Origin of the sequence: Mesorhizobium sp. CA13 (genome assembly GCF_020165235.1) — a bacterium.
Lineage (GTDB): Bacteria > Pseudomonadota > Alphaproteobacteria > Rhizobiales > Rhizobiaceae > Mesorhizobium.
This window is the reverse complement of record NZ_JAIUHS010000010.1, coordinates 116,718-140,089: the sequence shown is the minus strand read 5'-3', so window position 1 is coordinate 140,089 and position 23,372 is coordinate 116,718. Positions and strand designations below refer to the sequence as shown.

The following is a 23,372-nucleotide window of genomic DNA, read 5'->3' as shown; positions in this document are numbered from 1 at the left end:
CTCGTTAAGCCAGGCTAAGGGCGGCGGATTAGAATGCGGACGTGCCAAGAGCTTGCTGCGCCGTCAGAATACGGTCGGTGCGACGCTTCCCGGGGCCGCATGCGCTTCGCAATGTAATCGACCGGTACTTGCCAGCACTGCACGCCAAGCATCGACGTCCCCAAGCTCTCGCACGACCGTCAGGTCGATGACCGCGAGGGCCTTCTCCCTCGCCAGCGCGGCTTGCTCCCGGTCCATGAACCCGGTTCCCTCTACTGAGAGGAACTGCAGGGTTTTCAGTCCGATGGAGTTGAGTACCAGCGACAGATACGGCATGAGAAAATCGGGCTGGTTTGCTCGCGGGCCGGAGAAGACGCCCCCTGAAGCGACGCCGATGAACACCGGACAGTCCCGAAGCATTCCCACCTTTCCGGCGCGCGTCGACTTCATGGTGCGGCCAACGCGCAGGATCTGGTCGATCCACGCCTTGAGGGCCGAGGGAATGGTGAAGTTGTGCATGGGCGTTCCGATGACGATCACATCGGCGGCCTCGACCTCCTCGATAAGCGCTTCGGAAATATCCAAGGAACCCTTTGGTGGAGACGCCAAGGTGGCCGGCGTCGACAGTGCAAACGCGTACTCGGCCAGGGTGTGGGGCAAGGGTTTGACGCCCAAATCACGGCGACTGATGCTCGCCCCCGGTGCAACCTCGAGAAGCCTTTCGACGATCGCCGCCGAAAGCTGACGGCTATGCGATTCTGATCGCGGACTGGAATCAATATGGAGAATATTCATTTGATAGTTCCAATGGCTTCGTGAGGTTGCGAGAGGACCGAGCTCAGATCGAGCCGGCCGGCGCGACGGCCGGAAAGTCGTTGTCGTGATCGAACACGTTGTTGAAGAAGTTCGTCAGCGAGTACATGGCCACGAGCGCGACGATCTCGATGACGTTCGCATCCGTGTAGCCGGCATCGCGGACGGCTTTCAGATCGGCGTCGTTGACGTGGCCGCGGGTCTCGATGACTTGGCGTGCAAACTGGACGGCGGCGTCCCGCTTCGGGTCTTTGGCCCGGCCCTTTCGGGCGAGGATGATGTCATCGGCCGGCAGCTTGGCCATATGCTCGGCCGTGAAGCTGTGAACCGTCAGACAGTAGTTGCAGCCATTCACTTCGGAGACGGCGAGGCCGATGCTGTCGCGTGTCTTCACATCCAGCGCCTTGCTTAAAGCACCGAGCAGGGTAGCCCAGGAGTTGAACGCGATAGGGCTCTGCGCGAAGGCCGCCATCATGTTGGGGGTGAAACCGATGTTCCTCGTGAAAGCATCGAGCGTCTGCTTCGATGCCGCCGGCACTTGTTCCTGCTTCAGAGCAACAGTTCTAGCCATTGTAGTCTCCATAAGGTCTTAAATTGATTTTGAATTATGCAAAGTCCAGGACATCGGCCACGGGCATGCGGGGCTTCTGCGGCCAGTTGCCGGCTCGCTCCGGCCCTACGGTCAGCAGCATGACCGGCACTTCGTCTTCGGCCAGGCCGAACTCGCGGTGCACCGCCTCGGCGTCGAAACCGATCATCGGCGTCGAACCCAGGCCCAGCGAACGGGCCGCGTAGATGATCGCCGCGGTGCCGAAGGTCGCCGAGCGCACGGCTTCGTCGCGCTGGCGCTGCGGCTGATCGTCATACAGACCGCGAGCGGGGATCTCCCATTCCGGCACCAGCTGCGCCGGCATGATACCGGCTTCCACCACGGGCGCCAGACGGTCGGGGACCGTGCTGGCATCGGCCAGCCTGCCGATGATGATGAAAGCCACGGCCGCTTCGGTGATCGCGGGCTGGTTCCAGGCGATCGGACGCAGCCGCGCCTTGGCTTCTGCCGAGCGTACGGCAATGAAGCGCCAGTTCTGCAGGTGGAAGGAGGTCGGGGCAGATGTGCCGATGCGTACCAGGGCGCGGATCTGATCATCGCTCAGGGTGGCGGTAGCGTCGTAGTACTTGGCGGCGCTGCGGCTCAGGATGGTTTCGATGACGGCGTTGGTTGGCAACGGCCGCGTGGACGAAGGGGACGATTGGGGTGCGGGAGTTCCGCTTTGCTGGGCCTGCGCAAAAATCTCGGCGATTGCGCCGCTAGCGGGTTCGTGAGCGGCGAGGTTGATGCAGTTCATTGGGTGGCTTCCTCATCGAGTGATTATGGAAGCCACTTTACGGGTAAGGGTGATATTTTCGAGACTGGATCGGCTCAATATGATGCGTGAAAGGATCAAGTTGCATGTGCCTGATCCCAGGCTACACGCCCTACTCGCTCGTGTGCGCCAGTCGCCGCCACTCCCCCGGCGTCATCCCCATCCTGTCGGCGAACACATGCCGGAATGCCGATACGGATTGATACCCAACGGCCTCGGCTACGGCCTCGGTGCTGATCGCTGGCTTCCTAAGCTCATTGGCGGCCAGGCTCATGCGAAGGTCCGTCAAGAAGTCGAGGGCGGCGCGACCTAACTTGTCCTGAAACTGCCGCATGAACGTGGCGCGTGACATGCCGCACAAATCGGCCAGATCGGGCAGTTTCCAGGGCCGTGCCGGATCAGCGAACATTGCCGCAATGACGGGAGCAAGACGCGGATGGCCGGCCAAGGCCGCGGTGGACGGAAGGGCCGCCTGAATATCCCCCAGGTGGCGTGACCTCACGCATCACCTACGAATTTTCCGCCGACGGCACGGGAACGCGTCTGACCTTCACGAAGGAAGGCCTGCTTGATCAGGAGGAAGCCGACAGCCACAAGCAGGGTTGGAGTGAGGCGCTCGACAAGCTCGGTGCGATCCTCGGTGAGCCGCAATGATCATCGTGTCTGGCCACATGCGGGTGAAGTCAGGTAAGCGCCAGCTTCTTGAAGGCGTCACACGCAGTAATGGAAGTGGCCCGCAAGGCGGCGAGCTGCCGCGACTTCATCGTCGCCGCCGATCCGATCGAGGACGACCGTGTCAATGTCGACGAGGTATGGGAAACCGTGAAGGCGATGCTCGCCTTCCGCGGCGACAGGCCAGATTCCGGCATGAATGATCTGATCGTGGAGGCAAACGTGGATCGTCACTCCGTGAAAAATCGCGGTCCAGCCTGGGCGGGGATCGAACAGAGAGGAGACTGTAATGATCAACAACAACAATGATCTGACGGCGGAGGTTCCCAATTCGCCCTACAGGCTTGAGGCAGCCTGGCAATGTCCCGTAGAGGGGGACGGACCCTCTGGGTATGAATGCACGCTGGAGCGTCGCTGATCATGGCGGCGCTCATTGTCTCGCGCCGTGCGCTGCTCAAGGGCGCGGTGGCGTCCCTCGCGTTTTAGCGCGCTGCCCGCTCGGGCGCAGCAGACCGATCCATTCACGCCCTTCAGGTATCGCGCACCGGATGAGGCGCTCGCCGACCTGAAGCGACGGCTTGGCGCCGTGCGCTGGCCCGAAGCCGCGACCGAGCCCGGTTTTGCCCAAGGTCCATCTCTCAAGGAGCTGCAGAACCTCATCCGCCATTGGCGTGATCGCTACGATTGGCGCAAAACCGAGAGCCGCCTTAATGCCTGGCCGCAGTTCAAGACGGAGATCGACGGGCTCGGCATCCACGTCCTGCATGTGCGGTCGCCGCACGAGAACGCGCTGCCGATGATCCTCACCCACGGCTGGCCGAGTACGATCCTCCTGTTCCAGAAGGTTATCGAACCGCTGACCAATCCCACTGCGCACGGCGGAACCGCTGCGGAAGCCTTCCATGTCGTCGTCACGTCGCTGCCCGGCTTCGGCTTCTCCGACAAGCCGACGGAGCCCGGCTGGAACGCGGAACGCACAGCGCGGGCGTGGGCTGAGCTGATGCGCCGCCTCGGCTATGAGCGCTATGTCGCACAGGGTGGTGACTGGGGGGCTTTCGTCACCACCGCGCTCGCGCAGCAGAAGCCGAAGGGCCTCGAAGCAATTCATCTAAACTTCGCGCAGACCATTCCGGACAAGATCCCTGAGAAATTGGAGCCCGACCAGAAAAAAGCGGTCGAAGCATACACGAAATTCCGGGAGAGCGGCTTCGCCTACGGCATGCTGCAAGTGACCAAGCCGCAACTAGCCGGCTATCTGCTTGCCGACTCGCCCGTGGCGCAGGCCGCCTGGCTCTACGACATTTTCGACGGCGGCACCGGCGCAACAGGCAGGCCGGAAGATTTGATCCCTGTCGACGACATGCTCGACGAGATCACACTCTACTGGCTGACCAATTCGAGTGCATCGTCCGCCCGCTTCTACCGCGAGCAGGCTGCGATCCTGAAAGGCCGCAACAATCCTGGCGTCGTCGACCTGCCGGTCGGAGTGAGCGTCTTCCCGCATGATTTGCCACCGGCAAGAAGCTGGGCGCCGCTCGTCTACCCGAACCTATTCTACTGGAACGAAGTCGACCGCGGCGGTCACTTCGCGCAACTCGAAGTGCCAGACTTATTTGTTGCCGAACTACGAAACTGCTTCAGTAAAGTCAGATGAGGAGACAGCCATGTCCGGACCGCTCGATGCCGTGAAGAAAGCCCTGCAAGCCTATGTAGACAAAGATCGCGAAGCCATCGAGGCCGTCATCGGCGATCCGTACAGCTTCACCAGTCCGCTCGATAATGCTCTGAGGCGCGAGACCTACTTCGCCCGCTGCTGGCCCAACAGCGAGACCTGCACCGGGGTGAAGTTCGTACAGGGCGCCGAGCAGGACAATTGGGCCTTCATCGTTTACGAGGGTAGTTCCGCTGGCAAGACCTTCCGCAATGCGGAACTGCACCGCGTGCAAAACGGCAGGATCGTCGAGACTCAGGTCTACTTCGGCTGGAATGTGCCGCATGAGGCAATGCTGGGTGGCTTCATCGAGAACAATGGCGAAGGTCACCCCTAAACAGGAGGCGAAGATGGCCGGCAAACGCGATGCGCGGCACCATGCGCAGGCGGTGTTTCTCGGCGATTGGAAATTGCCGAGGGCGCTTTGGGCCCCATTGTCCGGCCCATGAACCAGAGCACCGAGTAGAGCAGCACGCGCCGCAGGCGAGGGTGCTCACGATCTGTCGCCAGAAGTTCGCAACGAAGTCGTGGAAACATACGTCGGGTTCGAGGCGCGTTCCTTCCGGTTCGAATGGGGCCGACAGCGGACTATCCGGTCCCAGTGTGTGCCCAACGGATTGCCGCCATTCGGCAACCGACCTGCTCTCGGCCATCCTTCTGTGATCTCGTGAAGGACCCGAACAGGTCCGATTTTCCGAGCCACCATCTACGAGTCGGAAAACGAGATGGGGTAGCAGGTGCCTTCGGTTAGCGCACCAGCGGACTCTCCCAGACAAGCGTCAGCAACGCCTTGAGCTGGGTGAAACGCTTGGGGCCGAGTTCACCGCTCCACTCGCGCTCGATGTCGCGCAGTGTGGCGACGATCTTTGCGTAGGCAGCGTGTCCTCGTTGAGTAAAGCGGACAATGCGCGCGCCGCCTTCACCTGGCGCGTCGGTACGGACAATATAGCCGAAACCCTCAAGGCTCCCGAGCAATTGGTTCATGGCTTGCTTGCTGATGCCCGCCCGCTCGGCGAGCATGGCCGGGCGAGCCCCGTCCGGCCCGGGAAATTGCAGCACCGAGATATGTGGCAGGTGCAGGTCGTCGAAGCCGGCGGCGTTGAGCTCCTTAATGATCCGGCGATGGATCGCTTGGGCGGGAACGCGCAGAAGAGCGCCGATCAGCATATTCTCCGCATTGACAGGAAAACTTTGCGAAGGCGGCATCATTGACATTCCTGGTAAATTTCGTTTACTTAAAAGCAGTAAACTTAGTTTACTCGAGGAGAAGGTGCAATGCCACAGGCCGCCATGGACCCTCACGTCAATCCTGCTAATGAAACCATCGCCACCAAGGGACTCGCGGTTCGCTTTCTGCTGACCGGAGAGAATTCGAATGGCAGCGTCGCGGCTTTTGAACTCGATGTCCCGGGCGGGCAACCGCTGCCAGCCCCAGCCCACAGCCATGACGGTTACGAAGAGACGATCTACGGCGTCGACGGGGTGTTGACCTGGACGGTTGACGGCAAGGCGATCGAGGTCGGGCCCGGACAGGCGCTATGTATTCCGCGAGGTGCCGTTCATCGGTTCGATAATAACGGCAGCCGCGACGTGAAGGCGCTCTGCGTGATTACTCCGGCCGCAATCGGTCCGGAATATTTCCGCGAGACATTCGCGCTTCTTAACGCTGCGGCCGGTGGTCCGCCCGACCGGGCCAAGATGTCCGAGATTATGCGCCGCCATGGCCTCACCCCGGCAGTGCCGCCGCCGACATAGCGTTTGGCGGTTGCTGAGAAGGCGCAATTCTGCCGGGCCGCTTCTGGCGGAAACGGGGCCGCGAGCTGACCGTCAGCTTCTGGCTTTCGCAACGAAAATTGCCGACATTAAGTCTACTGGGACCATAACGGCGAATTGACCCGATCCTGACGACCAAGCGTTCGCGGCGAATGGCAATTTCGCTGGCAATAGGAGCCTTCACAGATTCCGCCGCCGATCAAAATTTCACGGAAAGATCCGCCCTGAACCCGTGGTCGCTGGTGCCGTGGCCGATCTGGCCGGAATAGGAGACGCCGAGCGAGGTCTTTTCCGAGAGGGCGAGATCAAGCCCGGCTTCGAGCGCGAGCGCGTCCTCAGCGATCGGCGTCCCGGCGACGGTGAAGGCCTCACCGCCGGTGAAGGCAAAATCGGCGAGCGGCGTGACGTCGCCGAAGGCATGCCGCCAGCCGAGCATGCCGCGCGCCGTGGCCTTCATCCCACCAAGCCCGAACTCGGTCGAAGCACGCAGGCCGAGCGTGGTGAAGGTGGCGTCGGTGCTACCGCTGGCACTTGTGAGCGCGGCCGCCCCGCCATCCTCGGTAAAGCCGTAGCTATGCACGTTGACGTAGGCGAGATTGCCAAAAGGCTCCAAGGCGAAGGAGCTGCGGTCGATCCGATAGCCGAGCTCGCCGAAGACCTGAGCCGTGCCGGCGTCGTAGTCGGCGGCGAGACGGTCGGTGAAGCCGGGAAAATTGACGGAGCGCGCCGTCTCGATGGCGTGCCATGTGTAGGCCGCACCGGCCCGCAGGCCAAGCGCGCCCCACTGGCCGCCACCATAAACACCGAGATGGTAATTGTCGCTGTCGCCGGAGGACGCGCGATCATTGACATCGAACGAGCTGCGACTGTAACCGGCAAGCAGGCCCAGCCGCCAGTTTTCGGCGATCATTCCGTCTGCGCCGACAAGGAAGCCGCCGGTCGAACGGTCAAGCGAAGCGGCGTTGCCATCGCTGTCCCATGTCCCCCATGAACCGAAGGCCTGCCCCCACACCGCAAAGCGCTCCGTATCGGCCGCAGCGGGCGCTGCCCCTGGAGCACTATAGCGCGCGCTCTTGCCTTCTCGCACCAGCGCCTGTTCCTCAGGCGTCAGGGCGGAGCCATCCGGCCCATACGCCAGCACCGGCATGGAGGATCCTGCGCCATCCCCGAAGGCAGCCCGCACCCTGTTCGTTGCCGCCTCACGCACGAAGCGGCTGTCGTCCAGCATGGCGCCCTTTATCGAAGCGTGTATCTCACCAGAAAGCCGGTCGAGGGCATCCCGGGCCGTTTCCTCGTCGGGCGAGCCGACGATCGCGTCATAGATCGGATTGCCAGGCCCCTGGCTCTCGGCGCCATTGCCGACCGCACACTGGTTCGCAGAGATTGCGACATCGCAGAACGACGCGTCGTTGCGGGCAACGTCGAGATAGATGGCGGTTGGATCGTAGGCGAGCGAAAGGTCGACGAAAGGCGCGTTCTGGTCAAGTGTGCCATAGGTGCCGGTAACGCCGCCAGCGGCGGTCAGGATGGTGTAGCGGGTGCCGGGGTCGTAGCCGCCTGGCGCCTTCAGGGCAAAGACGGTGCCGCCCTCGATCCCGGCAGCACCGGTCACATCGATCAGGTCGGAACTGCCGTCCGGGTCGATTTCGGCTTCATAGGTGGACCCGGCAAGCTGGGTGTAGTCGCCGTCGACCGTAAGCGTCCCAATGGAGCTGCCTGGTGCGATGGTGCCCGCCACCGTTGTGGTTCCAACCGTGCCGTTACCTTGCAAACGGCCGTTCGCCAGAACATCGATCGTGCCACCGAGCGTTCCGTTGACCGTAAGCGTACCAGCATCGACGGTCGTGGCGCCGGCGAAGGCAGCGGAATTGCCGGTGACTTCCAGAAGGTCCGCACCCGTCTTCAGCAAGTCGCCGGCGCCCGAGATGCTGCCGGCGTAGGTTGCATTCGCACCTTGCTCAAACGTGAACGACGCGCCGGAGCCGATCGCGACATCGCCGCCGAAACGCTCGCCCGCGCTGACGAGGTCGCCGGCATCGACGGACCAGTCGAGCGTACTCAGGCCGGCGAGAACCAGTGTGCCAGTGCCGTCCTTCACCATATTCCCCGAGCCGCCGATATCGCCGGCGAAAGTCGCGTTGCCATTCTGGTCGAACACCACCGCGCCGTCATTGCCGATATTGCCGCGGAACGATGCGGCATTGCCGACAAGTGTACCGGCCTCGATAAGCGTGTTCCCTTGGTAGCTGTTGGCGCCGGTGAGCGTCAGCGTGCCCGCGCCATCCTTGGTCAGGCTGCCGGAGCCGGAGATCGCACCGGTCACGGCGAGATTCGAATCGGTCTGGAAGATGCCGCCGCCAGCCTCAAGCGTGACGCTGCGTCCCGTTGCAAACGCCGCCGTATTCTGCAGTGTGCCACCGTCGAAGGCCAGCCCGCCCGAGGCGGCGCCGAGATTTGCGTCGGCTGAAACCTGCAGTGTGCCGTTCAGGATGGACGTGCCACCCGTGTAGCTGTTGGCACCGGACAGCGTCAGCGTGCCGGCGCCGGTCTTTATGAGGGAGCCGCCGCCTGCGATGACGCCGGCGGCCGTGAGGTCGGCCCCAGTCAAAAAGGTGCCGCCGCCTGCGTTCAGCGTGATGTTTCGCGCTGTCGTGAGGGCCGCCGTGTTCCGCAGCGTACCCCCGTCGAAGGTAAGCCCGCCCGATGGGGCGCCGAGATTGGTATCGGAGGAGATCGACAGCGTGCCCCGGTTGATGGTCCAGGGTGTCACCGTGCCTGTTACTCCCGTCAGCGTCCAAATGCTGGTGCCTGTCTTCGAGAACACGCCGAAGCCCTGGTACTGAGCGCCCACGCCGATCTGTGAGACGTCGAAGCTGGCATTCGCGCTGCCGCCCAATGCCAAGGTGTCGGCGCTGCTGAAGGCGACGACGTTGCCCGTGATCATCGAGCCGGCTTCAAGGGTCAGTGTGTTGGCACCGCCAGTAAAGACAATCGCGTTGGTCCCGGATGCGCCCGAGATCGAGCCCCTGTTGACAATCGTGAGATCGCTGCCGCTCACCCCGAAGCCGGCGGACCCAGCCGTACCGTCATTGGTGCCTCCGGTCCCGGCAACGCCGCCAGTACCTCCCGTGATTGTTCCGCTGTTGCTAACTGTTGCGCCACTTCCGGTGACGCCTATCCCGCCATTGCCGCCATTGCCACCCGTGGTGGGAACCGCATTGTCGTTGCCACCGCTGCCCCCATTGCCGCCGGTGATCGTCCCGAGGTTGGTGAATGTGGCTCCGGAGACAAGCGAAACGCCGGCGCCTCCATTGCCGCCATGACCGCCGAGCACCGGGATCGTTTGCGTCGAGCAGCAGCCGACGTTGTTTCCGCCGTTGCCGCCGTTGCCGCCGGAAATTGTGGAGCCGTTGGTAATTGTCGAGGCGCCCGCCGTGGCAAGTCCGATACCTCCATCGCCGCCGTTGGCGCCAAACGGATTTTGAGAAATTCCCCCGTTGCCACCGTGGCCAGCGGTGATTGAGGCGTCAACGCTGACAGACGCGCCATTTTCGACCACCACGCCATAGCCGCCGGCGCCGCCGCCTCCGCCTGCGCTACCAAGCCCGTTGCCGCCATTTCCGCCATTGCCACCAGCGATTGGGCTGGACACGCTGGAATTCGTCGTCACCATGTGGCCGTGCGCGCCACCGCCACCACCGCCGCCGTTAACGGTTAGAAAGGCGTCGGCATTCGCGCCGCTCACGCCGTTGCCGTTGTTGATCCCCAAGACGCCGCCGGTGCCGCCAGAAGCGCCATTTTGGCTGGTGCCACCGGTGCCGCCGGTCGTGCCACCACCACCGCCACCGCCGGCGCCCGTGTTCGTTTGGCCGTTCCCGCCATTCACGCCGGCAGTCGTGGCATTGCTCGCACCGCCAGGTCCACCCACGCTGTCCCCGTTGTTAAAGTTGCCACCACCCGTGCCGCCGCTTTGTGCCAGCGCTGGAGCCGAAAACGCCAGCGGGCCGACCAGCGTTGCGGTCAAGCAAACAAGCGCAGTGGAGCTTACAAGCGCGGTGCGCCAGGACAGGTTCCGAGGCATGAGCCCCTCCATGATGGCCGGCTTCGGCATTCCCGAGCCCGATGAGGCGGCCCCAAAGCCTGTCGTCCCCAAGACCCGGCGGAGGCGCGGAGGCGCGGAGGCGACCAAAAGTCGCCACCCGCGCCAGCCCGTCACCCGCGTTCGCGCACGTTAACTCAACCCAAGGCTGTCGTCCCGCAGAGGTGGCGAATGAGCTGTCTATGACGTGACAATGATGCCGCTTTTTCGGCGCCTGTTACCATAATACAACAATCTGCGCGGGTATCGTTGCAGGCCCGAATCTACGGGATAGGAGCCAGGGCGGGATGCGAACGAAATGGTGGCCGATGAACATTTATTACCGCTGTTCTTCGCGACAGATTACAGACACCCGATGCACAGTTTCCCCGCGGATCGCGACGCTCGCTGCGTCCCGCGCAAATGTGGGCGGTTGGCGCAATCTCGCCCGTGGCGTTGACACCAGTGATGTCCGCTTCTGGAGAACGGCAGGGGTCACCCGAATGACCGATTTGAGGGCGCATTGCTGCCGCATCCGCTACGAGGATGGGGAAGGACAAGCAGTGCGCTGGAATGGCGCCAGACGCTCTGTTCACTTGCTATGCCTAGAAATGTGCATATAATGTGCGTATAAGAGAGGTCGGAGATTTGTCATGACCCACGCACAGCTCGCACAATCGAAAGTGGTTTCAGGTTTTGTCGACAGCCTGCAGGAGCCGCGCACGCCTTATATCTCGCCGAAGCGCCTGTCGCAGGCGCTGGGCGTGAAGGTGGCCAACCTGGCGCAGTTGACCGGCGTCCACCGCAACACGCTCCGTAACCCGTCATCGGAGCGACTGCAGGGTCGGATGCGCGAGATGGTGAAGGTGATTTCGGCCGCGACGGAACTCACCGGCGACGTCAAGAAGGCGATCTTTTGGTACCGCAATGAACCGATTGCCGACTATGGCCATCGCACGGCTGCCGAACTCGTCGCGGACGGCCAGGTCGAGGCGGTTCTGGCCTTTATCCGGGATCTCGAGAATGGAGCGCGTGGGTGAGGATCACCCGCGTCGGTCCAGACGAGATCTTCCATCGCTATCTGACACCCAAATGGGCATTCCTGCCCACGAGTGGCGCAGGAGCAGCGATCGACGGCGGGCGCTTCAATCGACCCGGCGTCGAAGCGCTTTACCTGTCCCGCGCGCCTCAGACGGCGTTGGAGGAATACAAGCAGGGCGCTAGCATCACCCCGCCCGCCACCCTTGCCGCCTACAAGCTCACGCTTTCCGAGATCGCCGATCTTTCGCAGGGGTTCGACCCAAATGCCTGGGATAATGCCTGGAAGGAATGGGATTGTGCCTGGCGCCAGATCGCTCGCATCGACAGGAATATACCTTCATCGTGGAAGCTTGCGGACGTAGTCATTACGACGGGGCTTCGGGGTATCCTGTTTCCGTCGCTGCGCCACGCCGGTGGCACCAATCTGGTGATCTTTTCAGCCAACCTTGTCGAAGGCGACAAGGTCGCGGTCCATGATCCCGATCACCGGCTGCCGCACGATCAGTCATCGTGGCCCTGAGTTGTTAGCTGTCGTAAGCAACCGATTTCCGATTGGTTCAGAGCGCCTCATCCTCAACGACGCCTGTCGTTGGCTCGCCCTCTTCGCCGTCGCCCTCCCCCCGGCCAAGACCGTTCGGTATATCCCCGGCCAGCAGCTTCTCCTTCGACAGCAGCCCTGCGTCCTCGAGCGCCTCGAAATCCGGCAGCTGGCGCAGCGTGTCGAGCCCGAACTGTGACAGGAAGTTTTTGGTCGTCACATAGGTGTACGGCGCGCCAGACTGCGGCGAGCGCGGCCCCGAGGCAATCAGCCCCTGCCCCCGCAGCACGCCGATCAGGTCGCGCGACACCTCCTTGCCGAAGAAGGACGATAGCTCGCCACGGGTGATCGGCTGGAAGCACGAGTGGGCCGGCGCAAGCGCATCCGGCCCGGTGAAAAAGGTTTTGAGCGCGCGGTCTGCCTGGCGCTGGTTGAAGCGGCGGCCGATGCATGCCGGCTGGCTACCGAGCTGTCGCGCGCGCCGAAAAACTCTTGGCGGTGACGCCGAACTGCGCGCCAAGGGTGCCGGTGACGTGATTTTTTGCTCCTGAATGAAGATGCCGTCGCCGGATCGCTCGTGACAAAGAACCTGTCGCGCTTTGCGACGCGGCGCCTGTTCGAACGGCTGCAGCAACTCGATGTCGTGCGCGCTCTCTAGCCGCACCACCTTCCGGCTGCTTGGGCTCTAACGATGAGCGAGGCGGCCCGATCCGAACGCCCGCGAGGCAAGGGTGATGGCCAGCGAATGCTGGTCGACACCGAGCTTGAGCACCTGCCGCCGGAACTGCGCTGGCGTGAGTGGATTTGGACGATTAGCGTCGAGCGATGCGATTTTTATTTGATATTTTTAAATCTTACGTGCTCAGTTGACACGTTAGGGATTTCTAGCAGGCAAATCAGCTTCGGACGATCCGGGCCATATGAATTGGCCGCGAGGGGGCAATTCATGGGGCGTTTGCAGAATTCAGCTGATTGTGGGTCTCCGGCCCAAGGACGAGTATCATCCATTTCGGCCCAACTCGGAAAACTGTGCTCGCAGGCGAGCCTTCTTGCCCCACGATCCGCGCTCGGCGGCACCAGCCACGCCAGTCGGGCTGGCTCTGTCGTTGGCGCTGATAGCGCCCGCGTTCGCGGATGGCGGCAGGGGAGGCGGCACCGGAGGCAGCGGGGTAACGGGCGTGTCCGGTGGCGCGGATAGCGCGACCGGTGCCGGCGGCGACGGTAGCATCGGCATAAACGACGTGGGCATAGCGTCCGGCGGCGGCGGCGGCGGCGCCGGCATGATGGGAGGAAGCGGTGGGGGTGGATACTTCTTTGGGTCGGTTGTCGCCGGCGGTGGCGGTGGCACCACGGCGGGCGCCAATGGCGTTGATGGCAGCAATGCCATCGACCCAGGCACCGCTGGCGGCGGCGGCGGTGGTGGTGCCCATGGCGTGGTCGTTTCGACCTCCCGCGCGCTTTCCAGCACTGGCGGAAACGGCGGAAACGGCGGAGATGGACCGCCCGGCCCCGGTGGGTCCGGCCCCGTTGGCGGTGGCGGTGGCGGCGGTGCAGGTGGCTACGGAGCGGTGGTCACCGGGAGCGGCCTGTCGCTGACCAGCAGCGGGACCGTAGCAGGAGGCAAGGGCGGCAATGGCGGCAACGGTGGCTCCGGCGGTGGCAGCCCTGGCGGCCCCATCGAGCTGAAAGCAAAATACCGTTCGAATGGGGGGCTTCAGGTTGCGGCAAATTAGGCAGAAAGGCCGCAATGAGGTCGAGAGCCGGAAATCTCGCGTCTTCACCTTAATCTCATCGATGTGCCCGTAAGCGTCTTATCCCAAGCCGAAGACTATGCCGAAGCCGCGGGATTTCCGATAAATTAAACTGTCGGGCTCGGCATAGCCGCGTTTATGCGGTCCTTGCCGCCCTTGCCGTGCTCGACACGTACCACTCCGCGACCGCTGTCGATGTCGCCGGCCTTCAGCCCGACGGTCTCCGAGGCACGCAGGCCGGCGGCGTAGGAGGGCCATCTACGATCGTGGCGCCGACAGGAGGCGGCCAGCAGCAGCGCGTCGCCGTCGCCCGCACCATCGTTCTGGAACCTCAAGTCCTGCTGTTCGACGAGCCGTTGTCGAACCTCGACGCCAAGCTGCGCCGGCGCGTGCGCGAAGAGATCCGCGATTTCCAGCAGGAGCTGAAGCTGACCGTGGCCTACGTCACCCACGACCAGGAGGACGCGCTGGCCGTCTCCGACCGCATCATCGTCATGAATGCAGGCAAGATCGCGCAGGACGGCACGCCGCGCCAACTCTACAACCAGCCGGACAACCGCTTCATCGCCGACTTCATGGGCGATGCCAACCTCATACCGGTGACCGTGGCCGACGGACGGCGAGCATGTCGAGGTCCAGGCGGGACCGGCGCGGCTGAAAGTTCGCCGCCGCGGCGGACAGCCTTGCCGGCACCGTGCTGAAATCGTCCTATCTCGGAAACCATATGGAATACCGCGTCGGCCTCGTTGATCCCGCCATGGAACTGTTTGTGTCATCGCCCGATACGACGAGGCCGATCGCCGACGGCAGCGCGGTTTCCGTAGTCGTCGAACCTGCCTACGCGGTGCTGATCGGCGGCGGCTGAGCATTCTCCCGATCGCCGGACCGCGATGCGTTTGCAGAGGCCGCCGCATCGATGCTTGACACGGCTAATGTTTCATTGAAGTATGACAATGCGCAGGGCAAATGAGCCCATGCAGCGCGAAAATTGCGTGACATATTGATGGCAAGAACGCCCACAGTGCCGACTGTTGGGCGTCTTTTTGCGTCGAGGGGGTCATGGCAAGAACGCAGTACCATATTGGCGTCCTGTTCTCGCAAAGCGGGCCTTACGGCGTGGTTTCGCGTTCCATGTTCAACGGCGCGATGCTCGCCTTCGATGAGATAAGGGCGTCTCCCGACTTTCCTTTCGACCTGGTGCCGATCGTGGCCGATCCGGCAGGTTCCTTCGGCCAGTACGCCGTTTCGAGCCAAGAGCTTCTCGGCCGGAACGGCGTGCGCCATGTCGTCGGCTGCTACACCTCGTCCAGCCGCAAGGACGTTATCCCCCTCTTCGAGAAATATGACGCGCTGCTCTGGTATCCCTCGCATTACGAGGGGTTCGAGAGTTCGTCCAACGTCGTCTACACGGGTGCGGCGCCCAACCAGCACATCATTCCGCTGATCGAGTTCCTGCTTACACATATGGGCCGGCGGGCATACTGCATCGGCTCCAACTATATCTGGGCCTGGGAGAACAACCGCATCCTGCGCGAGGGGCTGTCGGTAGCCGGTGGAACCGTCCTCGCCGAACGCTACCACGCGGTGGGCGACACAGATTTCTCCAAGACCATCGCCTCGATCCTCGACGCCAGGCCGGATTTCATCTTCAACACGCTGATCGGCACCAGCGCCTACCGCTTCTTCCAGGATTTCCGCGCCGCGTGCATTGAGCGCGGCATCGACCAGCCCGCCGAAATGCCTGCCGTCGGCTGCAGCCTTTCCGAACCCGAACTTGGCGAGATCGGCGACCGCGCGATGGATGGGCACATCAGCTCGAGCGTGTACTTTTCTTCCATAGACACGCCCGCCAACCGCCTTTTCATCGGCGCCTATCGTCGACGCTGGCAGGATGCCGCGCCATCGGCGGATGCCGAGGCTTCCTATGTCGCGGTGAAGATGCTCGCAGCCGCTATCGCCGCGGCCGGGTCGGACGACGTCCAAGCCGTGCGGCTCACGCTTCCCACTCTTTCGATAGACGCTCCTCAGGGAACGGTCAGCGTGGACGGCCCCACCAATCACGCCTTTCTGACACCACGCATCGGCCGATCCAAAGCCTCGGGCCAGTTCGAAATCCTTTGGCAGGCAAACCGTCCCGTCCAGCCCGATCCGTATCTCGTTCAGACCACCCCACGCTACGCGGTCCGCAACAGCGTTCCGAAGCTGAGGTCAATCAAATGAGCGAGCCGCGGGTCATCCAGAATTTCATCGGCTATCGCGCCACGATCGCCACGGAGCAGCCCGCGGCCATTGAACAGCTCCTGGATATGCTGGCGAAGCTTGGCATCTCTTCCGCCGCCGCCGAGATCAATGACTGCAAGATCCAGATCGATCCCAGCGACAAGGACGTGCTGTTCATCGATTCCGATCTCAACGTCACCGTCGAGACGGGAGCATCGGAGCCCAGCCGCTGCCTGCCCGTCATCGGCATCATCGGCGTCGAGGCGCCAAGCCGGCTGCGCTCGCTTATGCAACTTGGCGCGACGGCCACCCTGCGCAAGCCGGTCCATCGGGCGACCGTCTATTCGGCGCTGTTCGTCGGCATCAATGAGTTCCGCCGCCGGCGCTATCTCGCCGATCGTGTCGAGGAATACGAGCGGCGCCGGCTCCTGCGCAGGAGCCTGGTCAGGGCGGTGTTGATCGTCATGCAACGCACCGGCAGCGACCACGCTGCCGCCTACGATCATCTACGTCGTGAAAGCATGCGCTCGCGGCAAAGCATCGAGGAGTTCTGTGCATCGTTCGTCCAGGCACATGGTCCCGACTTGGATGAAGCCGAGCCGCCCATCGGGACAGGCTTACCCTACGCAAAAAAACTGTAACCGGAGGAGAAATCGATATGACTGCAAAGTGGTTACGGGCCGGGACGCTGGCATGCGCCTTTGCCCTCTCGGGAGCGGCCTACGCCGCGGACCCGATCAAGATCGGCGTTCTCGAGGATCAGTCGGGCGACTTCGCCGCGGCGACCATCGGCAAGGTCCACGCCATCCAGCTCGCGACCGACGAGATCAACAAGGCGGGTGGCATTGCCGGGCGCCAGATCGAGCTGGTCATCTACGACACCCAGTCGGACAACAACAGATACCAGGAATTCATGCGCCGCGTACTGCAGCGCGACAAGGTCGATGTCGTCTTCGCGGGCTTCTCCTCGGCTTCGCGCGAAGCCTACCGCCCGATCGTCGACCAGCTTGACGGGTTGGCCTTCTACAACAACCAGTACGAAGGCGGCGTGTGCGACTCGCACATGATCGTGACCGGCGCCGTGCCGGAACAGCAGTTCTCGACTCTCATCCCCTGGATGATGGAGAAGTACGGCAAGCGCGTCTACACGATCGCGGCCGACTACAATTTCGGCCAGATCTCTGCCGAATGGGTCCGCAACATCGTCAAGGAGAATGGTGGCGAGATGGTCGGCGAGGAGTTCATCCCGCTCGGCGTCTCGCAGTTCTCGCAGACCATCCAGAACATCCAGAACGCGAAGCCTTCCTTCGTCGTGACGCTGCTGGTCGGAGCCGCGCAGGCGTCCTACTACGAACAGGCGTCATCGGCCAATCTCGGTCTGCCCATGGCGTCATCGGTCAACGTCGGCCAGGGTTACGAGCACAAGCGCTTCACCCCGCCGAGCCTCGCCAACATGTATGTGACGACGAACTACATCGAGGAAGTCGACACGCCGGCCAGCAAGGCTTTCCTGGAGAAGTTCCATGCGAAGTTCCCCAACGAGCCATACGTGAACCAGGAAGCCGCGAACTCCTACATCGCCATGAATCTCTACAAGGAGATGGTGGAGCGCGCGAACGGTTCGACCAAGCGTGACGATCTGCGCAAGGTGATCGCCCAGGGCGACGTCTGTTTCGACGGCCCGTCCGGCAAGGTCTGCCTCGATCCGAAGAGCCAGCACATGTCGCACACCATCTTTCTCGCCCATGTCAACAAGGACCACTCGATCGACTTCCCGAAAGTCTGGGAAGACATCAAGCCATACTGGCTGGGCCAAGCCGGCTGCGACCTGACGAAGTCGGACCCGATGGAACAGTACACGCCGTCCAATCCTCCGCCCAAGCAGTAGACCGACTTGCCGGGCGGGCGCATCGTCGTGCCCGCCCGGCGGCATGCCCGCCTGTTCGACCGGAGCCGCCCATGCAGTTCATGACAGCACTCGTATCGTCGGCCTACCAGTTCGGTGACGCCTTCGCTTTCCTCGTCTTGTCGGCCTGCGGGCTCGCTGTCATCTTCGGCATGATGGGCGTCATCAATCTCGCCCATGGCGAATTCATCATGTGCGGCGCCTATGTGACCGTCTTCGCGGTTCGCTGGGGCATACCGCTGCCCCTTGCGATCATCTGCGGCAGCCTGTTCGCGGGTCTGGTCGGCATCGTCATAGAACGGCTCATCGTGCGCAGGCTTTACGCCAGACCGCTCGATTCCATCCTCGCCACATGGGGCGTGAGCCTGATCGCTTCGCAGGGTACGCTCATCCTGTTCGGTCCGACCATGCGCGGCGTCGGCACGCCGCTCGGCAGCTTCACGGTGGGGAACCTGTCCTTCTCCTACTACCGGCTGGTTCTTATCGCGACCGCCCTGGCGGTTTTGCTGCTGCTCTATTTCATATTCAACAAGACCCGCTTCGGCGTGCTTGCGCGGGCGACCATCCAGGCGCCGCACATGGCCAGCGCGCTCGGCGTCGACACGAACCGCGTCTACGCCCTGACCTTCGGCATCGGCGCGGCGTTAGCCGGCCTGACCGGAGGCATCTACGCCCCCACCATGACGATGGTGCCGACGATGGGGACGACGTTCATCATGGAGGCCTTCGTGACGGTCGTGGTGGGCGGAGCCGACATCTTCATCGGAACCGCTCCGGCCGCGGCGCTACTCGCGGTCGTGAAGGCCTCATTGACGTCCTGGCAAGGCCAATTGGCCGGGCAGATCGGCCTTCTGCTGGCGGTCATCCTGGTCATCCGCCTGCTGCCCAAGGGCATCACCGGCTTGATCCTCAAGGACCGAGCGTAGGCAAGATGATGCTGTCACGGATTTTCAAACGCTTCGAGGGGCCGCAGACCATGGGCCGCGGGCCTGTGTTCTGGAGCCTGTTCGGGCTGGTTCTCGTCGCCGCCCTCGTCTATCCGCTGTCCGCCGACGGCTACGATGTCGGCAACAACATCTACTTCCTGAACTGGACGTTCATGGCGCTCGGCCTCAGCGTCATCTGGGGATATGGCGGCTCGCTGTCCTTCGGCCAGACCGCGTTCTTCGGCATCGCCGGCTACAGCTACGGCATCCTAACGGTCAACTTCGGCACCGCCTACGGTTTCGGCCTTGTTTCTGTCCTGCTCGCCGTCGCGATCGCGGCGCTGTTCGCGGCAATCCTGGGCTACTTCCTGTTCTTTGGTCGCATCAGCGGCATCTTCCTCGGCATCGTGACCTTGTCGGTCACGCTCGCGCTCGAGCGCTTCATGGCGCAGACCGCCGGTCCGGAATGGAAAGTCGGATCGGCGCGGCTCAACGGCTTCAACGGCATGAGCGGCATGCCGCCGCTCACCCTGCCCTGGTTCGGCGGCGAACTGGTGCTCTTTCCCGACATCGGCCTCTACTACGTGGTTCTAGGCCTGGTCGTCGCCGTCTATCTCGGCCTGCGCGTGCTGGTCAATTCCAAGTTCGGCAACGTGCTGGTCGCCATCCGGGAAAATCCCGGACGCGCCGAAATGCTGGGCTACGACGTGCGCAGATACCAGCTTGCGGCCTTCATCCTCGGCGCTGCCCTCGCCGGGCTGAGCGGCGTGCTCTATACCAGTTGGGGCCAATACATCACGCCCTCCTCCATGGGCATCACCTCGGCGGCGCTGCCGATCATCTGGGTGGCGGTTGGCGGCCGGTCGGACCTCACGGCGACGCTCATCGGCACGCTCGTCGTCCTATCCGCCTTCCAGGCGTTGACGATCTACGGCAGCCAGTACGCGCTGGTGGTGATGGGCCTGTTGCTGGTCTGCACGGTCCTGCTGGCCCCCAAGGGCCTTGTCGCGAATGCAGGGCTGCTCCTGGCCTCCTTGTTTTCGCGCAAGGGCGGGAGCAAGTGACGATGGCGCTGCTCAGGACGGAAAAACTCAACAAACGCTTCGGCGGCCTTCATGTCACCGCCGACGTCAGCTTCTCGCTGGAGGCCGGCAAGATCCACTGCCTGATCGGGCCGAACGGCGCCGGCAAGAGCACCTTCTTCAAACTCCTTCTGGGAGAGCACCAGCCTTCGAGCGGGACGATCCTGTTCGACGGCGAGGACATCACGCACCTCAAGCCGTTCCAGCGCATCAACCGGGGCATGAGCGTGAAATTCCAGGTGCCGGGCATTTTCGGCGCGCTGAGCGCCCGCCAGAACCTCGAAATCGCCCTGCAGCACCGTGTCGGGCCAGCGACGCTCGACGAGGAAGTTGAGCGGCTGCTCGATTTCCTGCAATTGCGGCCGGTGGCGCTTCAGCTGGCGGGCAACCTCAGCCATGGCTTCAAGCAGTGGCTGGAGATCGGCATGGCCATCAGCCTCAAACCCAAGCTGCTGCTTCTGGACGAGCCAACCGCGGGGATGTCCCCCGAGGAAACCTTCATGACCGGCGAGATCGTCAAGCAGCTCAACGCCGAGGGCATGACGGTGCTTGCCGTCGAGCACGACATGGCGTTCGTTCGCCAAGTCGCCCAGCGGGTCTCCGTCCTTCATTTCGGGCGGCTGTTCGCCGAAGGCACGATCGACGAGATCGTCGCCGACGATCGGGTCGCGGCCATCTATCTGGGACAGAACCATGACTGAGGCCCTGCTCCGGATCAAAGGCCTTCGCGCCGGCTATGGCGGCAAGCCGGTCCTGCAGGGCATCGACCTCGAGGTCGCCAAGGGCGAGATCGTGGCCGTCATAGGCCGCAACGGCGTCGGCAAATCGACCCTGATGAAGACCCTGATCGGGCTGGTCGACAGCATGGCGGGGACAATCCGGCTGGATTCGACCGAGCTGACGGGACTGACGCCATTCCGCAGGGCGCGGCTCGGGATAGGCTACGTCCCGCAAGGGCGAGACGTTTTCCCCCGCATGTCGGTTCGGGAAAACCTCCAGGTCGGGGAATCCATGAAGGGGCGCGTCGCGCCCGACATCTACGAGCACATCTACCAGCTCTTCCCCATACTGAAGGAAAGATCGAAACAGCAAGCCGGCACCATGTCCGGCGGCCAGCAGCAGCAGCTCGCCATCGGACGCGTCCTCGTCGGATCGCCGCGACTTCTCCTGCTCGACGAGCCGTCCGAAGGCATCCAGCCGTCGATCGTGCAGGACATGGGCCGCATCATCAAGCAACTAAACAGGGACAGCGGCATGACGATCATGTTCGTCGAGCAGAACCTCGACATGATCAAGGCCTTGGCCCAGCGCTGCTACGTGATCGACAAGGGCAGGATCGTCGCGCATGTGACGCCGCACGAACTCGAAGACCGCGACACCATCAGGAAATACCTGGCCGTCTAGGCCGGATCATAAGGAGAGAGACAAATGTCCTGGCTTGAAAACTCGATCATGGCTAGACGGGGCGTCGCCAAGGGAAAGGTCAAGACCGTCCACAACATGACGGAGGCCGACCAGGGCAAGTACCACTATGTCTACGGACCGTATGTGGAGCCGGTGCTGCGGGTCGATCCCGGCGCCGAGGTGTCGGTGGAGACCCATGACGCGTTCGAGGGCGTCATCAGGAAGGAAACGGACGTACCCAGCAAGCTTCTGAATTTCCCCTATCTCAATCCACAGAACGGACCGATCTTCGTCAACGGCGCGGAAAAGGGTGACTGCCTGGCCGTTTACATTAAGGAGGTCCGCCCCCGCGGGGAACAGCCATGCGGCACCACCTGCCTGATTACCGAATTCGGGGGGCTGGTGGGCACCGGCGATACGGCCGTGCTCAACGCACCCCTTCCCGAGCGGGTCAAGAAGCTGCATGTCGATGCCAAGAAGGGCGTGGTCTGGAACGACAAGATCACGATCCCCTACGAGCCCTTCATCGGCACGATCGGCACCTCCCCGGAGATCGAGGCGATCTCCTCTCTGCAGCCGGACTATTACGGCGGGAACATGGATCTGCCGGATGTCGCACCCGGCGCCGTCATCTACCTGCCGGTCAATGCGGCCGGCGGCCTGCTCTATCTCGGCGACTGCCACGCCAACCAGGGTGACGGCGAGCTTTGCGGCGTCGCCATCGAGCACCCGACCGTGACGACCGTGCAGATCGACCTCATCAAGGGCTGGAACTTCAAATGGGCCCGGCTCGAGAACGAGAAGTCGATCATGACGATCGGTTCCGGGCGTCCGATGGAGGACGCCGTCCGCATCGCCTATCGCGAACTGGTCCGCTGGATGGCCGCCGAATACGGCTTCACCGAGCTCGACGCCTATATGCTTCTGACACAGGTAGGCCGGGTCAGGCTGGGCAACATGGTGGACCCGAAATACACGCTGGGTGCCTCCATCCTGAAGCACTACCTGGCGTGACGATCTTTTCGAAGCCGGATCTTCGGTGCTGAACTGGCGCGGCCGGTTCATCGCCAATGTCGGTCATGTCCTGCGCGCCGAAGGCAACAGAGTGCTATCGGCGTTCAGTCTGCGACCATCATTGCAAAGGATCCGAGAGCACGCCCTCGACAACAATTATATCGTTGATCGACGCGTCTTTCCGAAGGGCAATCGCCTTCCGGTATTCCAGGGATTCGTAGCAGGCGAGCGCGGTGTCGTAGTCCGGAAACTTACGGTCCCGCCCTGGCCTTCCACAACCTTCGAACGCCCTGCCCTTACAAGATATCTGCCGCCATACTTGCCGAACGGCTCGAGGACGTAGTCGAGATACTGCTTGTATTTTTCCGCGTCCTCGACATGCACGGATGCAGTCCAGTAGGCTTTCTGTTTCATCTGACTCTCTTCCGGCGACGACCGTTTCCCAGCGTAGACAACTCGGGATCAGCTTTCGGCACGTGTCCCGATCTCGGCCAGAATTTCGTCGGTCGTCACCACGTCGGCGAAGAGATGCCGCATGGAATCCAGCGAACTGTTGTGTTCCTCGTCGGTGTAGGTCGCGGTGGCGTCCGAAACGACGATCACCTTGTAGTTCTGCATCATGGCGTCGCGCGCGCTGCACTCGCAACAGATGTTGGTGGCGGTGCCGACGATCACCACGGTGTCGATCCCCCGCCCGGCCAGGAAATCCGGCAGCTCGGACGAGTTGGACCACTCGGCATGCGCCTGCGCATCGATCGTATTCAAGGTGAAGATGACTGGTGCGCCGGCGGCCCGGAAGGCCTGAGACAAGGCATTGATGTTCGGCGCGATTTCACGGGCCACGGGAATTTCGGCCGGCATGCCCGGCTCCATGTATCCGTTCTGCATGTCGATGAAGACCAGCGCGGTTCGTTGGGGATCGATCTTGTCGAAAACCCGGAACTTGCCGCGGCGGGACAATATCCGATTGCTTATCGATGGAGATTCCTGGCGCTTGTGCATGTCGATGTCTCCGGTCGTGGCGGCGCGCGAAAGGCTCTTGTTTTCGGTGCGGCTGATGTCAGGCAGCCGAAGTTTCTGGCCCGGGTCAGCGGTAAGCT

Annotated in this window: 23 protein-coding genes and 5 pseudogenes; 18 read left to right on the top strand and 10 right to left on the bottom strand. The window is 62.7% G+C overall.

Going from position 1 to position 23,372, the window contains the following annotated elements:
- Positions 1 to 63 precede the first annotated feature (63 nt).
- From LB566_RS21870 to LB566_RS21855, 4 genes and pseudogenes are all read right to left on the bottom strand, one after another.
- On the bottom strand, positions 64 to 774 hold the full coding sequence (locus tag LB566_RS21870; RefSeq protein WP_140551898.1) for an FMN-dependent NADH-azoreductase: 711 nt from the start codon (positions 772 to 774) through the stop codon (positions 64 to 66).
- A gap of 43 nt (positions 775 to 817) precedes the next feature.
- Positions 818 to 1,363, bottom strand: coding sequence for a carboxymuconolactone decarboxylase family protein (locus tag LB566_RS21865; RefSeq protein WP_140551897.1), 546 nt, complete (start codon positions 1,361 to 1,363; stop codon positions 818 to 820).
- A gap of 34 nt (positions 1,364 to 1,397) precedes the next feature.
- Entirely contained in the window at positions 1,398 to 2,138 is a 741-nt protein-coding gene (locus LB566_RS21860; protein WP_224626915.1) for a nitroreductase family protein, read from the bottom strand.
- 130 nt (positions 2,139 to 2,268) lie between these two features.
- Positions 2,269 to 2,607 (bottom strand): annotated as a pseudogene (locus tag LB566_RS21855) (helix-turn-helix domain-containing protein); the annotation flags it as partial.
- Positions 2,608 to 2,648: 41 nt separating this feature from the next.
- Here LB566_RS21855 and LB566_RS21850 point away from each other — a divergent pair.
- From LB566_RS21850 to LB566_RS21835, 4 genes are all read left to right on the top strand, one after another.
- On the top strand, positions 2,649 to 2,810 hold the full coding sequence (locus LB566_RS21850; RefSeq protein ID WP_140551896.1) for an SRPBCC domain-containing protein: 162 nt from the start codon (positions 2,649 to 2,651) through the stop codon (positions 2,808 to 2,810).
- 69 nt (positions 2,811 to 2,879) lie between these two features.
- Positions 2,880 to 3,137, top strand: coding sequence for an antibiotic biosynthesis monooxygenase (locus LB566_RS21845; RefSeq protein ID WP_140551895.1), 258 nt, complete (start codon positions 2,880 to 2,882; stop codon positions 3,135 to 3,137).
- 136 nt (positions 3,138 to 3,273) lie between these two features.
- Complete coding sequence (locus tag LB566_RS21840; RefSeq protein WP_224627028.1) at positions 3,274 to 4,482, top strand: epoxide hydrolase family protein; 1,209 nt, start codon at positions 3,274 to 3,276, stop codon at positions 4,480 to 4,482.
- A gap of 10 nt (positions 4,483 to 4,492) precedes the next feature.
- Positions 4,493 to 4,876: a nuclear transport factor 2 family protein gene (locus LB566_RS21835; RefSeq protein WP_140551894.1), complete on the top strand. Its 384-nt coding sequence runs from the start codon at positions 4,493 to 4,495 to the stop codon at positions 4,874 to 4,876.
- A gap of 410 nt (positions 4,877 to 5,286) precedes the next feature.
- Here LB566_RS21835 and LB566_RS21830 read toward each other — a convergent pair whose 3' ends face one another.
- The gene (locus tag LB566_RS21830; RefSeq protein WP_224626897.1) at positions 5,287 to 5,748 is read right to left on the bottom strand and encodes a MarR family winged helix-turn-helix transcriptional regulator; all 462 of its coding nucleotides are present in this window, start codon (positions 5,746 to 5,748) and stop codon (positions 5,287 to 5,289) included.
- Positions 5,749 to 5,814: 66 nt separating this feature from the next.
- Between LB566_RS21830 and LB566_RS21825 the strand changes: the two genes are divergently transcribed.
- Positions 5,815 to 6,294 carry a cupin domain-containing protein gene (locus tag LB566_RS21825; protein WP_140551893.1) on the top strand — a complete coding sequence of 160 codons (480 nt, stop codon included), beginning with the start codon at positions 5,815 to 5,817 and terminating at the stop codon, positions 6,292 to 6,294.
- 217 nt (positions 6,295 to 6,511) lie between these two features.
- Here LB566_RS21825 and LB566_RS21820 read toward each other — a convergent pair whose 3' ends face one another.
- Positions 6,512 to 10,240, bottom strand: a complete 3,729-nt coding sequence (locus LB566_RS21820; RefSeq protein ID WP_224626893.1) for an autotransporter domain-containing protein — start codon at positions 10,238 to 10,240, stop codon at positions 6,512 to 6,514.
- 803 nt (positions 10,241 to 11,043) lie between these two features.
- On the opposite strand from LB566_RS21820, the gene LB566_RS21815 reads away from it, so the two are divergent.
- Positions 11,044 to 11,430: a hypothetical protein gene (locus LB566_RS21815; protein ID WP_095204923.1), complete on the top strand. Its 387-nt coding sequence runs from the start codon at positions 11,044 to 11,046 to the stop codon at positions 11,428 to 11,430.
- Positions 11,427 to 11,951 (top strand): RES family NAD+ phosphorylase, encoded by a 525-nt coding sequence (locus LB566_RS21810; RefSeq protein ID WP_140551891.1) that lies wholly within the window; start codon positions 11,427 to 11,429, stop codon positions 11,949 to 11,951. Before LB566_RS21815 ends, LB566_RS21810 begins: the two co-directional genes overlap by 4 nt.
- A 37-nt stretch (positions 11,952 to 11,988) precedes the next feature.
- Here the strand turns inward: LB566_RS21810 and scpB are convergent.
- Positions 11,989 to 12,327: pseudogene (gene scpB / locus LB566_RS21805) on the bottom strand (SMC-Scp complex subunit ScpB); the annotation flags it as partial.
- A gap of 6 nt (positions 12,328 to 12,333) precedes the next feature.
- Between scpB and LB566_RS30590 the strand changes: the two are divergent.
- The 11 genes and pseudogenes from LB566_RS30590 to LB566_RS21745 all read left to right on the top strand — a co-directional run bounded on the left by LB566_RS30590 (position 12,334) and on the right by LB566_RS21745 (position 22,272).
- A pseudogene (locus LB566_RS30590) lies at positions 12,334 to 12,627 on the top strand (DUF1403 family protein).
- Between the two features lie 391 nt (positions 12,628 to 13,018).
- Positions 13,019 to 13,702 carry a hypothetical protein gene (locus LB566_RS21795; RefSeq protein ID WP_181172532.1) on the top strand — a complete coding sequence of 228 codons (684 nt, stop codon included), beginning with the start codon at positions 13,019 to 13,021 and terminating at the stop codon, positions 13,700 to 13,702.
- 203 nt (positions 13,703 to 13,905) lie between these two features.
- A pseudogene (locus LB566_RS21785) lies at positions 13,906 to 14,585 on the top strand (ABC transporter ATP-binding protein); the annotation flags it as partial.
- A 194-nt stretch (positions 14,586 to 14,779) separates the two neighbouring features.
- Positions 14,780 to 15,940: a transporter substrate-binding domain-containing protein gene (locus tag LB566_RS21780; protein WP_140551888.1), complete on the top strand. Its 1,161-nt coding sequence runs from the start codon at positions 14,780 to 14,782 to the stop codon at positions 15,938 to 15,940.
- Positions 15,937 to 16,581: an ANTAR domain-containing response regulator gene (locus LB566_RS21775; protein WP_140551887.1), complete on the top strand. Its 645-nt coding sequence runs from the start codon at positions 15,937 to 15,939 to the stop codon at positions 16,579 to 16,581. The genes LB566_RS21780 and LB566_RS21775 overlap by 4 nt, the downstream gene beginning before the upstream one ends.
- A gap of 17 nt (positions 16,582 to 16,598) precedes the next feature.
- Positions 16,599 to 17,828: an urea ABC transporter substrate-binding protein gene (locus LB566_RS21770; RefSeq protein ID WP_140551886.1), complete on the top strand. Its 1,230-nt coding sequence runs from the start codon at positions 16,599 to 16,601 to the stop codon at positions 17,826 to 17,828.
- A gap of 80 nt (positions 17,829 to 17,908) precedes the next feature.
- Positions 17,909 to 18,772: an ABC transporter permease subunit gene (locus tag LB566_RS21765; RefSeq protein WP_140551984.1), complete on the top strand. Its 864-nt coding sequence runs from the start codon at positions 17,909 to 17,911 to the stop codon at positions 18,770 to 18,772.
- A gap of 8 nt (positions 18,773 to 18,780) precedes the next feature.
- A complete protein-coding gene (locus tag LB566_RS21760; protein WP_411910498.1) occupies positions 18,781 to 19,836 on the top strand; it encodes a branched-chain amino acid ABC transporter permease in 1,056 nt (351 codons plus the stop codon).
- Positions 19,837 to 19,838: 2 nt separating this feature from the next.
- Complete coding sequence (locus LB566_RS21755) at positions 19,839 to 20,555, top strand: ABC transporter ATP-binding protein (RefSeq protein WP_140551884.1); 717 nt, start codon at positions 19,839 to 19,841, stop codon at positions 20,553 to 20,555.
- Entirely contained in the window at positions 20,548 to 21,258 is a 711-nt protein-coding gene (gene urtE / locus LB566_RS21750; RefSeq protein WP_140551883.1) for an urea ABC transporter ATP-binding subunit UrtE, read from the top strand. Before LB566_RS21755 ends, urtE begins: the two co-directional genes overlap by 8 nt.
- A gap of 24 nt (positions 21,259 to 21,282) precedes the next feature.
- The gene (locus LB566_RS21745; RefSeq protein WP_140551882.1) at positions 21,283 to 22,272 is read left to right on the top strand and encodes an acetamidase/formamidase family protein; all 990 of its coding nucleotides are present in this window, start codon (positions 21,283 to 21,285) and stop codon (positions 22,270 to 22,272) included.
- 118 nt (positions 22,273 to 22,390) lie between these two features.
- Here the strand turns inward: LB566_RS21745 and LB566_RS30585 are convergent, their stop codons facing one another.
- The 3 genes and pseudogenes from LB566_RS30585 to LB566_RS21735 all read right to left on the bottom strand — a co-directional run bounded on the left by LB566_RS30585 (position 22,391) and on the right by LB566_RS21735 (position 23,274).
- On the bottom strand, positions 22,391 to 22,579 hold the full coding sequence (locus tag LB566_RS30585; protein ID WP_411910501.1) for a DUF1330 domain-containing protein: 189 nt from the start codon (positions 22,577 to 22,579) through the stop codon (positions 22,391 to 22,393).
- Positions 22,549 to 22,686: pseudogene (locus LB566_RS30580) on the bottom strand (DUF1330 domain-containing protein); the annotation flags it as partial. The gene LB566_RS30585 and the pseudogene LB566_RS30580, both read right to left, overlap by 31 nt.
- A 48-nt stretch (positions 22,687 to 22,734) precedes the next feature.
- Positions 22,735 to 23,274, bottom strand: a complete 540-nt coding sequence (locus LB566_RS21735) for an isochorismatase family cysteine hydrolase (protein ID WP_140551881.1) — start codon at positions 23,272 to 23,274, stop codon at positions 22,735 to 22,737.
- Positions 23,275 to 23,372 lie beyond the last annotated feature (98 nt).